This window comes from Bacillus cereus group sp. MG1 (assembly GCF_040460035.1).
Taxonomy (GTDB): Bacteria; Bacillota; Bacilli; order Bacillales; family Bacillaceae_G; genus Bacillus_A; species Bacillus_A cereus.
This window is the reverse complement of the sequence record NZ_JARVGY010000001.1, coordinates 571,228-587,096: the sequence shown is the minus strand read 5'-3', so window position 1 is coordinate 587,096 and position 15,869 is coordinate 571,228. Positions and strand designations below refer to the sequence as shown.

Sequence of the window (15,869 nt, the reverse complement as noted above, 5' to 3'; positions counted from 1 at the left end):
ATAGCATGGAAAGAAAAAAATTCTAAATAAAAAGCACTGTTTTAGCTAATGTAGCTAAAACAGTGCTTTTCTCTTTGATTGAACAGTTGCAGCATTTTCATCATGTATACCTGCATCTTTAATAATTCGTTGTTTTGCTTTATTTAATAGATGGTTTACTGCTTCGCCAAAATAGTTAGCTTCGCTTTTTGTGCGGGCTTCTCGTAAACATTTATAGTTTTCTAGCAGTTCCTCTTTTTCGGAGTTTGTTAAGAAATCTTCTATTTTCTTTTTTGTCATACGAAACACCCTTTCTCCTGACAAACGACGCAATAGAAAATATTTATTTCTCATTATAACAATAATTTTAAAAGAAAGTATACACTAACGTCGCAATAATTTGTCAATTTCTTGAATCTTCTCATCAGCTTTCCCAATTTGCGTATTTTTAGCCTGTTCGCCACCAAGAGCTTGATGTAGTAAAAAAGTTTGACCGGAAATAGCAGTTACAATGGATACTTTTATAATTTCTTTTATTGCGGTGACATCGAATAAAACGAGCCCAAGAAGTGCGGCTAGGCTACCAGTAAAAATATCAGTTAAAAATCCAAAATGAAAAAATGTTTTCAAACGGCGTGGAAGCAATAACTTACCTTGGTTATTGATTAGATGGGAAACGAAGCCGGTAATGCCACCAACGAGAACAGCGGTTAGCCATTGATACATTTCCATCGAATCCACTCCTTTTAGTGAATAAGATTCGATTATTTCATATTGATTCCTTTTAATATTTCATATAAGCATATTGAGAAAGTTTGTTTGGGTATATTTTGTATTCAAATTAATTATAACAGAAAATTTAGATAGATTTCAGTCTATTATATGAATCATTTTTACAATAATATGAATGCAGAAAGGGGTGCGTGATATGAATATAGATTATCGAATAAGAAGTGTAGATGGTTATACAAAAAAATAGGGGAATTAGTAAGCCTGCTTGAGCATACGAGAGCTGTAACATTAGGCGAAGTAAAAAATTTATCAGTTGAGCAATTAGATTTAATTATGCAAAGCAGCGGAAATTCAATTGGCGCCTTATTAAAGCATATAGCAGCTATTGAAAAAGTTCATCAGCTTATTTCATTTCAAGATCGTGACTTTACAAAAGAAGAATTAGAAATATGGGAAGATGCACTGTATTTAGGGGAAGCGGGTAGAGCAATCCGTGGTCATGAAATAAAGTATTATGTACAACTTCTACAAAGTGTTCGAGAAGAATCTCTGAAGTATTTAAGTGAACAAGGTGATGAGTGGCTCATGTCAGAAAGAAAGTGGCCTAACGGTGTAGCATATAACCAGCACTATCTATGGTTTCATGTGCTAGAAGATGAAATTAGTCATCGAGGACAAATTAGAATGCTCAAAAACAAGTTATTTGAAAATTACGTAAAATAATGTAGCTTTTTATAGGAGAATTCCATATAATGAGAATAATTAAAATAAGAACGGGGTGATGTATTATGGCGAAAATAACTTATATGAATAATCAACCAAATACAAAGGTGGATGGAAAGGGCGATATTATATAAGGTAATTCGCAATCCTTCCACTTAGTACAAACTAGGGAGGATATTTATTTGAATCAAAATATTTTAGAATCTTTCGGCTGGGATTCATTTTTTGAAGAACAAGTTACAGAGAAAAATTATGAAGTAGGTCGTATTTTACTTGAGCATAAGCATATATATCGCATTATTTGTAATGATGGTGAATATATGGCAGAACTGTCTGGGAAGTTTCGGCATGAAGCGATTACGAAAGGCGATTATCCAGCAGTTGGTGATTGGGTGTATATAAAGAAAATAGAAGATGAAAAGAAAGCGATTATTCATCGTATTTTCCAGCGAAGAAGCTCTTTCTCAAGACAAGAGGCTGGAACAAGAACAGAAGAACAGATTATAGCAGCAAATGTAGATTATTTATTTTTAGTGAATGCACTTAATCATGATTTTAATGTTAGAAGGATGGAACGTTATTTATTATTAGCGTATGAAAGCGGCGCTATGCCAGTTATTGTTTTAACAAAGAGTAGTATATGTAATGATGTGGAAGAGAAAATTGTAGAAACGGAAGCTATAGCAATTGGTGTTCCTATTTTCGTTGTTGATAGTTTAGAGCATACAGGTATAGATTCGTTGAAACAATTCGTTTCTTCAGGGAAAACAATTGCTTTAGTTGGATCATCAGGGGTAGGAAAGTCAACTTTGTTAAATGCTCTAATAGGAATTGATGTAGCAAAAACGGGAGATATACGTGAAGAGGATAGTAGGGGGAGGCATACGACAACGCATCGAGAATTATTCCAATTGCCTAGTGGCGCTCTCGTGATTGATACGCCTGGCATGAGGGAATTGCAACTTTGGGAAGGCAGCGAAGCGATTCAAACAGCATTCTCTGATATTGAAGAACTTGCGACAACATGTCGTTTCCGTGATTGTAAGCATGAGAATGAACCAGGATGCGCGGTGTATAGTGCAATTGAAAACGGACTTATTACGATAGATCGTTTGAAAAGCTATAAAAAATTACAAAGAGAACTGGCGTATTTTATGAGGAAACAAGATGCAATCCTTGCCAGAGCAGAGCGTGATAAATGGAAGAAAATTTCTAAACAACATAAAAAAATGTAAAAACCAAAGGGGCCCCTTTGGTTTTTTCTATTTGTAAATTTTATAATAATATTATTCATATATATAGACAAAGGGAAATTAATTGTTTAAACTTTACAAAGTATTCACCATAATAGGTTATGAAAATAATAATTAAGGAATGGGAAATATTTATAATTAACTCAATTTAACTTTTAAATTTGAAAATTAGGAGGTTCATAATGGGTAAACTATTAAATTTGTTTCGTGATATGAAAGTAGCAAAAAAGCTATTAATTTCATTCTTTGTAATTTTAATTGCAGCCGTTTCTATAATCGGGGGCATGTCTTATCAAACTGCTAAAAAGAATTTTGAATCACAAATTACGAGTAGTGCTAACGATAATATAAAAATATTAGATAATTTAATCAATCAAATGATTGAAGCAAAATTTAACGATGTGAATAACTTTGCACGAGTAATTCAAGGGAATATGTATCAAGGGGATAATCAGGATGAGCTAAGAAAGACATTATCTCAGTATATCAATTTAAATATAGATGTTGAACAAGTGTATGTTGCCGGTAATGATAAGAAATTTGTACAGGAACCAAATATACAAATGGCAGCAGATTATGATCCAACAACACGACCTTGGTATAAAGATGCAGTGGCAAAACAAGGTGGTATTGTTGTTAGCGAGCCATATAAGGCAAAAGGAAATGGACATATTGTCGTAACGATTGCAAAACAAACAGAAGATAAAAATGGGGTTGTTGCGCTAGATTTAAGTTTAGACAATTTATTAAAAACAACAAAGTTAATCAATATTGGTAAAAAAGGATATGCCTTCATTTTAGATGGAAAGCAAAAAATCATTGCTCATCCACAAGAAAAATCAGGGGATAAAGCAGCTGATTCTTGGGCAAAGAAAATTTATGAAGATAATCATGGTGCTTTTACATATTCTTATGGTGGTAGTGAAAAGAATATGGTATTTGCTACAAACGTAAAAACAGGTTGGAAAATTGGTGGGACGATGTACGCAACTGAAGTAATTGAAGCTGCTCAACCTGTATTTTATAATATGTTAATTGTTATGCTTATTTCGTTAGTAGTAGGTGGAGTACTTATTTATTTTGTGACACTTTCAATTACGAAGCCTTTAAAGAGACTAGTTATCACTTCTAAAGAAATAAGTGAAGGGGATTTAACGCAAACAATTGAAATTCATTCTAATGATGAAATTGGTCAACTTGCGAAAGGTTTTAACGAGATGACAAATTCATTACGGACGTTAATTGGAAGGATTAACACTTCGGCAGGACATGTTGCAGCAGCATCAGAAGAACTAACTGCAAGTGTAAGACAAGCGAGTGAAGCAACTGAGCAAATTACAACAGCAATGGATGAAATATCAAGTGGGGCAACGACGCAAACAACAAGTGTAGAAAATGGTGCTATGTTACTGTTTGATGTAACGGAAGGAATTCAGCATGTAGCAAATAGTTCATCATCTATTAATATCGCTTCTGCTCATACTCGTGAAAAAGCAGAAGATGGTGGGAAACTAGTAGGAAGAACAGTAAACCAGATGCAGTCTATTGCAGAATCGGTTTCACAATCAGATGCTGTTATACAGTTATTAAATAATAAATCAAAACAAATTGGTGATATATTGGAAGTAATTCAAAACATTGCAGATCAAACAAATCTTCTAGCTTTAAATGCGGCAATTGAAGCGGCAAGAGCTGGTGAACATGGAAGAGGTTTTGCAATTGTTGCAGATGAAGTACGTAAATTGGCAGAGCAGTCTAGCATATCTTCCAGTGAAATTAGTAAATTAATAGGCGAAATACAAGACGATATGGGTAAGACAGTCAAATCAATGAATCATGTAAATGAAGAAGTTCAATCTGGACTTGTTATTGCAAATGAAACGAAGCAAAATTTTGCTGAAATTTTACAATCTACAAATGAAATAGCTAATCAAATTAAGACGATGGTTGAAACGGCTAATGGAATGTCAAAAGGGGCAAATGAAGTATCTATTTCAGTAGGACAAATTGCAATGACAGCACAAAATAATGCGACAAGCACACAAAATGTTGCGGCTTCAGCTGAAGAACAGCTAGCTTCGATGGAGGAAATTGGATCAGCGGCGGGTACGCTATCTCAAATGGCTGAAGAATTGCAAGTATTAATTGAGAGATTTAAAGTTTAATAGAGAACAGACTCCCCCTAGTAGCATTATGACACTAGAGGGTAGTCTGTTTTATTATGTAAAATCAAATGGAGATGTAAACTTCCTTTATGACGTTTAAAATGGTATTTTGCATAATATTTGTCGAAAAATAGAGGTGTTTGTTAGCTTTGTGTATAATTATTAACCTATAGAATACAAATAAAAGGAGAGTATTATGGGAGTGTATTGGGGGACAAAAAGACATTCTTGGCTTAGTTACGTCTCATTTTGGCTAAGTATTTCATTTTTTATTGTTTTTCTAATTGAAGTGTTTATATTAAAAACACTTTCGAATAGCTCGGTGCAAATTGTTAAATATTTTTATTTTATACTTGTACCAGTAAATATTTTTCTTAGTTTAAAGTTACTATTTAAGAAGAATGAAAAGAAAGCGTTACCTATTTTTAGTTTCATTGTCTCATTATTATTTGCAATTTTAATAATCGTATTAGTTTTAGCAGCTATAGGGAAGTTCTTTTAAGGGGAGTGGTATAAGTCACTCTCCTTTTTTATTTGTGGTAGTCTTACTATATGTAAAAGTGTGAATGCTGTGAGCTAATAAAAGCGGAGAGTAGACAATATTTGCATGGATTAAAGTCTGTCGTTATTTGAACTTGTAAGAGTGTATGGAGTAATGAGGTAATATACATAATAATGGAGATAGAATTAGTTATTTTATAAGTGTGTATGAAGCAAATGAATACGGTAAGAACGGTGATATATGGTACAATAGCTATGGATAGTGATAGAGATAAAGGGTATATAAAATACTCATCGTTTTTTAGTAAGAGAGGGGTTATCTTATGCTATACGAGGATTTGGAGACATTATTTCAAACAGCTCCGAAAGAAGATAGAGGCGGATGGAAATATATAATCCAAGAACAAAATGATACATTTAAAATTGGTGATGAAATACTGAAAAATCAAATGAGTGTCGAATTGTATTTTAATGAATACGATGAGGTGAAAATCACTTTATATAAAGATGGAATTCCCATTACGACTATGCAAAAAATTACGATTTCAAAAGTTGAATTAGACGAAGATGAAGAAGGTATTCAATTTGTTTTAGAACGCATGCCTAGTCGAATGATTCGGTTGCAGTTAAAGCCGTATTTAGCATTAGAAATGGGACCGTACTGGGAAGTATGTGATGATTGTGAATGAACATAAAAAAGCATCCAATAACATGGATGCTTTTTTATGTTTTTTGAAGTTGTTTAAACGCAATGATTGGAAGTATAACAATACTTACCCATCCGATGATAGGATATAGAATGTGAAGTAAGTCACTGTAACCGATGTAACTAAAACAATAACTAATTAGTAAAATGAAGAAAATAATATTGTGATTTTTCCACCCAGTAATAGATTGCATCTGTTTTGTCATTCCGAACACATTACCAACTAAAGTTGTGAAAACTTCACCGAAAATAATGAGAACGAAGAAGAAGTGAAAAGTTGCATTAAATCTTCTTATGACTTCAGCCATTGGGATGTTATATTGATAAAATTGATCGACTGATAAGATTGCTAAATGGCTGCATAATAAAATTAAAGAAAGTCCAGCACCACCTAAAATCCCACCCCAAAAAATGGCTTTTCGATCCTTTACTTCACTGGCTAATGGGACGAGAACACTTTGGGCGAGAGAAAGGTTTAAGGCGACATATGTAATAGGGCTAGTAATCCATTTCATATTCCAGCTCTCTGCAGGAATAGTGTTATTAATAGGAGGTGTACCGTGAAAAAAGGTTGTAATAGCAAGTCCGATAATAAAAATCATCATAATAGGTACGACAAGTGTATTTACTTCAAAAACACCTTGTAACCCGCGGCTACTTATAATGAGACAAGCGATAACTGTAATGAGAATACCGAGTTGTCTTGGTAAGCGAAGTTGCTCTTCAAATACTGCACCAGCCCCTGATAACATAACGCTCGTTACGCCGAATAAAACGAGTAATAATAATGTGTTTACAACATTCCCAAATACATCCCCAAATAAATATTTGTTAAATTCTTGCGCTGAAAATGCCCCGATTTGTGATGAAAGTAACATCATCTTTGTGCCAAGCCAAATAAAAAAAAATCCACTTACACATATGCCAATTGTCCCGTATAATCCATTCACTGTGAAAAATTCAACAATTTCTCGTCCAGTAGCAAATCCAGCTCCAACGACAGTTCCGATATAAGTAGCAGCTACTTTCTTTGCTACTTGCCATTGTTGATTGTCCATGTTATCCCTCTTTCTACTATGATGAGCTTGATGTACTATTATGCATATGTATGAGCTTGGACAATTAGACGTATGAAGTGGTTGAAAAAATACATGAATTAAATGATATTAGGGAAGCATTAAAGGTGTTAAAACTTTGTTACATATAAGCCAATTGTTCGAAAGGAAAGGGAATGTATGGTAAAATGTAATTAAGTTATTAAAAGATAAACATTACAAAATGATAAGAGGAGTGATTGTATGAGTACGAAAACAAATGTTGTTGAAGTATTAAACAAGCAGGTAGCAAACTGGAATGTGTTATATGTTAAATTACATAATTATCACTGGTATGTGACAGGGCCACACTTCTTTACATTACATGAGAAATTTGAAGAGTTTTATAATGAGGCTGGAACGTATATTGATGAGTTAGCAGAACGTATTTTAGCTTTAGAAGGTAAACCATTAGCGACAATGAAAGAATATCTCGCAACATCTAGTGTCAGTGAAGGGACAAGCAAAGAATCTGCAGAAGAAATGGTGCAAACATTAGTGAATGATTATTCTGCACTTATTCAAGAATTAAAAGAAGGTATGGAAGTTGCGGGTGAAGCTGGCGATGAAACATCAGCTGACATGCTGTTAGCAATTCATACAACATTAGAACAGCATGTATGGATGCTAAGTGCATTCTTAAAATAACGATAAATATATAGAAACCCATTGAAAAATTATTTCAATGGGTTTTTTTATGATTTTTCAGTTTTCTTTTATGCTATAATATAGTAAAAAGGAGGCGATGCGATGTTTCGCTTTTTCAGAACTGGAAAAGAAGAGCGGGAAATTACGAAAGATGAATTAGAACAAGCGATGGCTCAGTTTTTAGAAACGAATGCTAATATCGTTTATACAGTATTAGTAAATGATGATTATACAGTAAATTATGATTTGTTAAAACCATATTTACCTGCATTTCCAACAAATGTTTTTCTCATAACGAAGGAAACGCTTGAGGTATTTGAACATACAGCAGAAAATTTAAACCTAGTGAAAGAAATTGATGTCGTACAAAAAGCAGTAGATCAATACGTAACAGAAAAAGAAATGTTCCCAATTGTTGAAGGTAGCGAAGATCGCCTCATATGTGGAATGAAATTAGGACCTTACTTAAATCGTAGCTTAAAAAGAGACTTATATATTTCAGAAAAACATTATTTAGTTTCAAGTAAACCAGATAGAAAAAAACAAAAGAGTGGGTAGACGTAATGAAAACAACAATACATATATTGTTGTCTTTTTTTGTTTGTTAAAATATTGATTTTTCAGTCTATTCTTATTTATACTAAATGTATTGGACAGGGAAGAGCAACTATTAAGCATCATTTTGAGAATAAGGTATTGTTAGCGTGGGTTATACAAAGTGGTATAAAGATTCGCAAAATAAATATTATAAAAAGTTGCGGGGGAATTGGTACATGAAAAATAGTATGACTTACATTCAATTATTAAATGAAACGTTACGTTGTTATGCAAATAAAGGAAGTTTTGAAGCGTACAATTATATAATGGAAAACGCTACAGGTGTAATAGGGAATGAGGCGCAAATATATAATTTTAAGTATGCACTCGCAAGTGCATCGGGACTTGAAAAAGAAGCATTACATTTAATGAGAGAGGCCATTATAGAAAAGGGATTCTGGTATGGAAATGAGTATTTAATTTCCGATGAAGATTTAAAATCACTACATAAATTTGAAGAATTTCATACAATGGTGCAATTATGTAAAGAAAGAGAAGAATTAGCACATAAAAAGGAAAGACCAGATGTGAAATATATATACAGTAAGAAAGAGGGAAATCTACTACTTACATTGCATGGTAACCAAGAAAATATACAAATAGTAGAACCATATTGGAAATCTGTTTTGATACAAGATTATATGTTAGCTTTACCACAGTCTTCACAAATTGAGTTTTCAGATGGATTTGTTTGGGAGGACATAGAGAGAGGGAAAGAGGAATTAAAAGAGCATTACAATAAGTTTATAGAAAATCATACAGTAGAAAGTGTAATCATTGGTGGTTTTTCTGCAGGGGCGAGAGTAGCTTTATATACGATTTTACAACAAGATATAAATGTAGATGGTTTTGTTTTTATGGCACCATGGCTTCCCGAGATTGAAGAATGGGATGAGTTGCTAAGAGTGCTGAAGGATAAACATATAAAAGGATATATAGTATGCGGGAATCAAGATGAAGATTGTTTCGAATCCACGCAGCAATTTGTACAACTATTAAGAGAGAAAAATATAGAACATAAGTATAAAGTTGTGCCTGACTTAGATCATGATTATCCTATTAACTTTGAAGAGCTATTAAAAGAAACTATTGAATATATAGGAAATGAAAACAATAAGTAGTAAGAAAAAGAGATGCATCACATGTGATGCATCTCTTTTTAGAATTATAAATTAAAAGCATTTGCTAGTAAGCGATAAGAATTTAATTTATGTTCAAATTGATGAGTAATCGTGACAATCATAAATTCGTCAGTATTGTATGCTTTGCTTAAGTTTATTATTTTTTCTTTTACAGAAGACGGATCACCAACAATCATACGTTGACGATTTTCTTTTATACGGAATAAATCATAAGCGCTGTATGAATAATTTTGAGCAGTTTCAATAGAAGGTGTACCAGTAGTTCGTTTTCCTTGCTCTAATAATAAGATTGATAGATCTAAACTAGAAGCAATTTTTTCCGCTTCTTCATTTGTTTCTCCGCATATAACAAAGATGGCAACGATTGAATTAGGCTTATCTCCTAAAAATGAAGGCTCATATTGTTCTTGGTAAGCCCTCATAACTTCAGGGCCTCCGAAGCCGTTAATAAATTGTGCAAATGCGAAAGAAGCTCCGTTGTTTGCAGCAATTTTAGCGCTCTCTCCGCTAGAACCGAGCATCCACATTTCAGGAGACGTTGGGATAACTGGAGTGGCTTTTAAGTTTGCATAGTGATGGTTTTCTGGTACTTGATCATGTAAGTACATTGCAACGTCTGCAATTTGTTCTGGATATTGATCAAGTGAGACCATTTTCCCTTCTTGAAGTGCGCGAGTTGCTATTGGCATACCACCAGGTGCTCTACCAACACCGAGATCGATGCGGTTCGGATACAATGCTTCTAGAACACGGAAATTCTCAGCAACTTTATATGGGCTATAATGCGGTAACATAACACCACCTGAACCGACTCTAATACGGTCCGTTTTTGCGGCAATATGAGAAATAAGAATTTCTGGACTTGAACCAGCTAAGCTTACGGAATTATGATGTTCGGATACCCAAAAACGTGTGAATCCGAGTTTTTCAACTTCTTGTGCAAGCGTAACTGTATGTGAAAAAGCTTGGGCTGCTGTGCTACCATCTGAAATAGGTGATTGGTCTAATACACTTAACTTGATCATAGAATATACCTCTCAATCTTAATGTACATCCTATTATATATTTACTTATGAAAAATGCGTAGTGAAATGCTCAAAATGAAAAGCGGATAATCTTATTTCCGCTTTTAACGAGAAAATCCGCGTTCATAATGATTCATTTCGACTAGATTTAAAATATATTCATAGTTGTCAATTTCATGCTTTAGTTGTTCACGTTCTTTTTCAGATAGTGTCATATTGCTAAGTTTTTTACATAAGTTTTGTTTCTTTAATTCTAAATGTTTTTTTGTAGCATCGTAGTCATAAGTATGTTTCATTTTTAACCACTCCTTCTTTGTAGTTGCTATATTATACGAAGTATAAAGAAAAGTGAGATCTGTCTCTTATGTACTTTTAGTGAATATTCAAATTGCAATGGTGTTATGTTTATGGGGATTTATGAATAAAATGCACTAAACCACTAACGTCCATTTGATGAAGTAAGGGGTGGAATTGTGCAGAAAGATATAATGTATAACACTGAAATGGATGAAGCGTTAAAAGTTATAGATAAAGGATTGAAGAAGACGATAAGCCCAAAACAGATTATTGTAGTGGGAGCTGGTATGGCTGGGTTAGTTTCAGCATCTTTATTAAAGGCTGCAGGACATGATGTGAAAATTTTTGAAGCAAATAACCGGGTAGGTGGCCGTATAGAAACAGTGAGAATGGAAGATACCGGATTATATTTAGATGTTGGAGCAATGAGAATTCCGTATTCGCATACATTAACGATGGCATATATAAGAAAATTTGGGCTACAGGTGAGTCCTTTTATTAATAGGAATGAGACGGATATTATATACGTAAATGGACGGAAAACGACGTTAAAACAATATGAAAAAGATCCAAGTATTCTAAGATATCCTGTGGAAATGAATGAAGTTGGAAAAACGTCAGAGGAATTATTATTGTTAGCGGTACAGCCCATTATAAATTTTATAAAAAAGAACCCAGAAAAAAATTGGGATATTGTTGTAAAGGATTTTGGGAGATACTCTACTGGACAATTTTTAAAGTATCATCCTTATCAGTATAATACTTACTTTTCGCCAGTAACAATTGAGATGATTGGTGTTTTATTAGATTTAGAAGTTTTTTTGGAACGGTCGTTTGTAGAGACTTTACGCTTTCTATACATTATGCAAGAGGAGAGCGGATTTTGTGAAATTGTGGGCGGGAATGATAGATTGCCAAAGTCATTTTTACCGCAATTAGAAGAGAATATTATATATAATCAAAAATTAATGAAGTTACATCAACACGATAATGGTGTGACAGCTTTCTATCGGAACGAGGAAACTTTTGAATATAGTAGTATTACAGGAGATTTAGTTATTGTTACCATTCCGTTTTCGACAATGCGTTTTGTAGAAGTAGATCCGTTTGATTCTATATCTCATGAAAAATGGAAAGCAATTCGTGAATTACATTATATGCCTGCGACGAAAATAGGAATTCAATTTAAAAGCCGATTTTGGGAAGAACAAGGACAATTAGGTGGCAGAATTATAACAGATTTGCCAATTCGTTATGCCTATTATCCAAATTATGGAATTGGGGAGAAAGGACCGGCTATGATGTTAGGTAGCTATACATGGTCTTATGACGCGTTGTTATGGGATGGTTTATCAAAAGGGGATCGTATTTATTACGCATTACACAACTTAGCAACAATATTAGGTGGTCAAGTGTATGATGAGTTCATATCTGGAATTTCAAAAAGCTGGACATTGGATCCGTATGCGCTTGGAGGATTTGCACTTTTTCAAGCAGGTCAAGAATCTGAGCTGCAACCAGCGATTGTCAAACCAGAGGGGAGAATATTCTTCGCTGGAGATCATACAACGCTATATCACGGATGGATTCAAGGTGCGATTGAATCTGGAATTCGTGTAGCGGTGGAAGTGAATGAGTAAAAGGTTTTCAATTCAGAAAATTCTTTACTATATAACTTCAGATGGATATTATTATATATAAAAGAAATATAGGGAGTGTTTACAGTGAATCCGTTATTATTCGATTTTCCTTCTGAATTTTATACTGACAGACTTTTTATTCGAATGCCGAAACCAGGAGATGGTAAAGTTGTATATGATGCAATTCAGGCTTCAATACAAGAACTAAAACCTTGGATGGTGTTTGCACAAAAAGAGCAAACAGAGCAAGAAGTAGAAGAAAGTATTAGAAAATCACATATTCAATTTTTGCAACGTGAGGATTTAAGATTACTAGTATTTTCGAAAGAAACAGGTGAATTTATTGCTTCAGCCGGATTACATCGTATTAATTGGGATATACCTCAATTTGAAATCGGATATTGGATTGATACAAGGTTTAGCGGAAAAGGCTATATGGTAGAGGCTGCGAAAGGTATAACGGATTACGCTTTTTCTGAATTAAAAGCAAATCGTGTAGAAATTCGTTGTGATTCTTTCAATAAGAAGAGTAGAGCGATACCTGAGAAATTAGGTTTTAAGTTAGAAGGTACGTTAGAAAGTGCGAGTGTTGCGGTAGATGGAAACGGATTAAGAGATATGTGTGTATTTGCCATGACTAGAAATACATATGAAAAAGAAGAGCTGTAAGAAAACAGCTCTTCTTTTTATGCATTATGGTACAGGATGTCCATTAGAGCTTTCGAAAATTGTAAACCATTGTTGACGGTCTAAGTTAACTTTTGTAGCAAGAGCGGCAGTTTTTACGCGATCTAATTTACCAGAGCCAACGATTGGTATCATATTAGCTGGATGAGCAAGTAACCAAGCATACATAACCGTATCTATACTAGAAACACCTAGCTCAGTAGCAACTTTTTGCACAGTTTCACGTACACGTACGGCGCGTTCTGATTGACCAGTAAAGATCTCCCCACCAGCAAGAGGTGACCAAATCATTGGATTGATTCGTTTTTCTTGGCATAAATCAATTGTCCCTTTTTCAAAATGCTCAAGCTGCAATGCAGAAACTTCAATCTGGTTCGTAATAAGCGGGAAATCTAAGTACGAACTTAACATATTAAATTGTGAAGGTAAGAAGTTAGATACACCGAAGTGACGAACTTTCCCTTCTTGTTTTAATTGTGAAAATGCTTTTGCCACTTCATTTGGATCCATAAAAGGATCGGGACGATGAATAAGTAATACGTCAATATAATCTGTATGTAAATTTTTAAGTGATGCTTCTACACTTTGCATAATATGCTCTGCACTAGTATTGTAGTGAGCAACATATCGCTCTGGAAATTTCGGTGATGGGGGAGCGATTCCACACTTTGTAATAATTTGCATGTTTTCTCGTAAGGAAGGCTTTAATTGTAAAGCTTCGCCAAATAACCCTTCACACGTATATGCGCCGTAAATATCAGCGTGATCAAAAGTAGTGATTCCCATATCCATACAATCTTCAATGAAAGAAAGTAATTCTTGTTTCGTCATATTCCATTCTGCTAAACGCCAAAATCCTTGAATAATACGAGAAAATTCTAGCGTTTCAGCCATTTGAACTCGATCCATTATAAGTACCCCCTTGATGAATAATAATGTTTTGAAAAGGCTTTCTTACTACATGTTATTATATAGTTAATTAGGTGTACAGACAATAAATATGTTTTGCTATAAAAACGATTTTTTCTATCATGCCTTTCGAGAGGACTCCCATCTCTAAACGTAAATGAAGGTGGTGAGGTGAATTGAAAGGAATATTTTATTTTTGAGAAAAAAACGGAAACGTATGTTCTTTTTTGCTATAATATCCTTAACAAGGAGGTGAATAAAATGGCAAAAGAAAATCCATCAAACTATAAAACTCTTCAAATCTGGATAAAAAAAGGGCATCGTATGTATTCTTATTTTCAAGAATGTTGTCATAACGCTAAGAATATGTACAACACCACAAACTTTTATATACGCCAGGTGTACACTGGATTAACACAAGAAAAAGAGTTGCAGCCTTTGCAAAAAGAAGTTCTGGATAATATTCATAAAAATATTGGGAAGATGAATGACACACAACGTCTTGTCTATCGGAAGAAATTGGAAAAAGAGAAAGTAAAGCCTAAAGAAGAACAGAAAGAGATTACATGTAATTTGTTTTCAGAACCTAATTTTGAAAAACCTTATGTAGATTACAACTTTCTAGATGCACTATTTAAGGCTATGATTCAAAATGATTATCGAGCTTTGCCTACGCAATGTAGCCAGTCCATCATGAAAGGTTTGTTCCAAAATTGGAAATCTTTTTTTGCTAGTTTAAAAGACTATAAAAAGAATCCAAACAAATATGATGGAATGCCTAGGATTCCAAAGTATATTCGTTCTTCTGAAAAAGAGATTCTGTATACAAACCAAGATTGCATCATTAAAAACGGTAGATTTTTAAAGTTTCCAAAGACGAAATTGCAATTAAATATTGGGAAACTAGGTTTCACTGAAGGTAAACTGAAACAAGTTCGTGTGATTCCAAAATACAATGAATATGTAGTGGAATTGGTAATTGATGTTCCTTCTGAACAACAAATGATTGAAGAGAATGCTCGTTATATGAGTATTGATTTAGGGATTGATAACCTTGCAACCATCGTAACAAACACAGGTATGAAACCTGTCCTTGTTAAGGGCAAACATGTCAAAAGCATAAATCAATATTACAACAAAATGAAGAGTCATTTTACAAGCATTCTTAGAAATGGAAAACAAACGAATGAAGGACCTTTTACTTCTAAAAGGATAGAAAAACTTCATCAAAAACGTTACTTGAAAATAAAAGACGTCTTCCATAAAGTTAGTCACCACATCGTAAAACTAGCTCAAGAAGAAGAAGTTTGTAAAATCGTTATTGGTCAAAACAAAAGTTGGAAACAAGAAACGAATATGGGAAAAAGAAATAACCAATCGTTTTGTCATATCCCGCATAATTTACTGATTCAAATGATTACATACAAAGCAAATGCTGTAGGCATTCAAGTTGTTGTAACTGAAGAATCATATACATCGAAAGCAAGTTTTCTGGATAACGACTTCATTCCAACGTATGGAGAAAATGACCAAAATACAACTTTTTCAGGAAAACGAATAAAGCGCGGTATATATCGTTCAGCAAATAAAACTTTAATTAATGCAGATGTAAATGCTGCGGCTAACATTTTACGAAAAGTAATCCCAAATGCATGGACAAATGGGATAGAGGGGTTAGGCGTGAAACAGCTCGCTAATGTGTTAACTCCCCTGACGTTAATCGTCCGTTAGGTCGAAACGTTAGAAACCCCCACTTCAAGCTTTGTTAAGT

At 33.8% G+C, this 15,869-nt stretch carries 16 protein-coding genes and 1 pseudogene; 11 read left to right on the top strand and 6 right to left on the bottom strand.

Annotated elements, in window-relative coordinates; translation table 11 throughout:
* Nucleotides 1-54: 54 nt before the first annotated feature.
* The gene (locus tag QCI79_RS02855) at nt 55-279 is read right to left on the bottom strand and encodes a hypothetical protein (protein WP_000162602.1); all 225 of its coding nucleotides are present in this window, start codon (nt 277-279) and stop codon (nt 55-57) included.
* 84 nt (nt 280-363) lie between these two features.
* On the bottom strand, nt 364-711 hold the full coding sequence (locus tag QCI79_RS02850; RefSeq protein WP_000426317.1) for a DUF4257 domain-containing protein: 348 nt from the start codon (nt 709-711) through the stop codon (nt 364-366).
* Between the two features lie 196 nt (nt 712-907).
* Between QCI79_RS02850 and QCI79_RS02845 the strand changes: the two are divergent.
* From QCI79_RS02845 to QCI79_RS02825, 5 genes and pseudogenes are all read left to right on the top strand, one after another.
* Nucleotides 908-1,434 (top strand): annotated as a pseudogene (locus QCI79_RS02845) (DinB family protein).
* A gap of 182 nt (nt 1,435-1,616) precedes the next feature.
* On the top strand, nt 1,617-2,669 hold the full coding sequence (gene rsgA / locus QCI79_RS02840) for a ribosome small subunit-dependent GTPase A (RefSeq protein ID WP_001073075.1): 1,053 nt from the start codon (nt 1,617-1,619) through the stop codon (nt 2,667-2,669).
* A 200-nt stretch (nt 2,670-2,869) separates the two neighbouring features.
* Entirely contained in the window at nt 2,870-4,852 is a 1,983-nt protein-coding gene (locus QCI79_RS02835) for a methyl-accepting chemotaxis protein (protein WP_000517294.1), read from the top strand.
* Between the two features lie 196 nt (nt 4,853-5,048).
* The gene (locus QCI79_RS02830) at nt 5,049-5,354 is read left to right on the top strand and encodes a hypothetical protein (RefSeq protein ID WP_000539571.1); all 306 of its coding nucleotides are present in this window, start codon (nt 5,049-5,051) and stop codon (nt 5,352-5,354) included.
* Between the two features lie 322 nt (nt 5,355-5,676).
* Nucleotides 5,677-6,042, top strand: coding sequence for a DUF3979 family protein (locus tag QCI79_RS02825; RefSeq protein ID WP_000965059.1), 366 nt, complete (start codon nt 5,677-5,679; stop codon nt 6,040-6,042).
* A 34-nt stretch (nt 6,043-6,076) separates the two neighbouring features.
* Here the strand turns inward: QCI79_RS02825 and QCI79_RS02820 are convergent, their stop codons facing one another.
* Nucleotides 6,077-7,117: a YkvI family membrane protein gene (locus tag QCI79_RS02820; protein WP_000370203.1), complete on the bottom strand. Its 1,041-nt coding sequence runs from the start codon at nt 7,115-7,117 to the stop codon at nt 6,077-6,079.
* Nucleotides 7,118-7,357: 240 nt separating this feature from the next.
* Between QCI79_RS02820 and QCI79_RS02815 the strand changes: the two genes are divergently transcribed.
* The 3 genes from QCI79_RS02815 (at nt 7,358) to QCI79_RS02805 (ending at nt 9,519) form a co-directional block, all read left to right on the top strand.
* Entirely contained in the window at nt 7,358-7,801 is a 444-nt protein-coding gene (locus tag QCI79_RS02815; RefSeq protein ID WP_000105199.1) for a Dps family protein, read from the top strand.
* 102 nt (nt 7,802-7,903) lie between these two features.
* Nucleotides 7,904-8,359: a DUF3939 domain-containing protein gene (locus QCI79_RS02810; protein ID WP_000488206.1), complete on the top strand. Its 456-nt coding sequence runs from the start codon at nt 7,904-7,906 to the stop codon at nt 8,357-8,359.
* A gap of 215 nt (nt 8,360-8,574) precedes the next feature.
* Entirely contained in the window at nt 8,575-9,519 is a 945-nt protein-coding gene (locus QCI79_RS02805) for an alpha/beta hydrolase (protein WP_000798320.1), read from the top strand.
* A 44-nt stretch (nt 9,520-9,563) separates the two neighbouring features.
* On the opposite strand, the gene QCI79_RS02800 is transcribed toward QCI79_RS02805, so the two are convergent.
* Nucleotides 9,564-10,565 (bottom strand): LLM class flavin-dependent oxidoreductase, encoded by a 1,002-nt coding sequence (locus tag QCI79_RS02800; RefSeq protein WP_000594042.1) that lies wholly within the window; start codon nt 10,563-10,565, stop codon nt 9,564-9,566.
* Between the two features lie 104 nt (nt 10,566-10,669).
* Nucleotides 10,670-10,861, bottom strand: a complete 192-nt coding sequence (locus QCI79_RS02795; protein ID WP_000683357.1) for a DUF3896 family protein — start codon at nt 10,859-10,861, stop codon at nt 10,670-10,672.
* 177 nt (nt 10,862-11,038) lie between these two features.
* On the opposite strand from QCI79_RS02795, the gene QCI79_RS02790 reads away from it, so the two are divergent.
* Complete coding sequence (locus QCI79_RS02790) at nt 11,039-12,502, top strand: flavin monoamine oxidase family protein (protein WP_021728399.1); 1,464 nt, start codon at nt 11,039-11,041, stop codon at nt 12,500-12,502.
* An 84-nt stretch (nt 12,503-12,586) separates the two neighbouring features.
* Nucleotides 12,587-13,171, top strand: coding sequence for a GNAT family N-acetyltransferase (locus tag QCI79_RS02785; RefSeq protein WP_001068749.1), 585 nt, complete (start codon nt 12,587-12,589; stop codon nt 13,169-13,171).
* A 24-nt stretch (nt 13,172-13,195) separates the two neighbouring features.
* Here the strand turns inward: QCI79_RS02785 and QCI79_RS02780 are convergent, their stop codons facing one another.
* On the bottom strand, nt 13,196-14,098 hold the full coding sequence (locus tag QCI79_RS02780) for an aldo/keto reductase (protein WP_000376357.1): 903 nt from the start codon (nt 14,096-14,098) through the stop codon (nt 13,196-13,198).
* A 261-nt stretch (nt 14,099-14,359) separates the two neighbouring features.
* On the opposite strand from QCI79_RS02780, the gene QCI79_RS02775 reads away from it, so the two are divergent.
* Nucleotides 14,360-15,829: an RNA-guided endonuclease InsQ/TnpB family protein gene (locus QCI79_RS02775; RefSeq protein WP_001040871.1), complete on the top strand. Its 1,470-nt coding sequence runs from the start codon at nt 14,360-14,362 to the stop codon at nt 15,827-15,829.
* Nucleotides 15,830-15,869 lie beyond the last annotated feature (40 nt).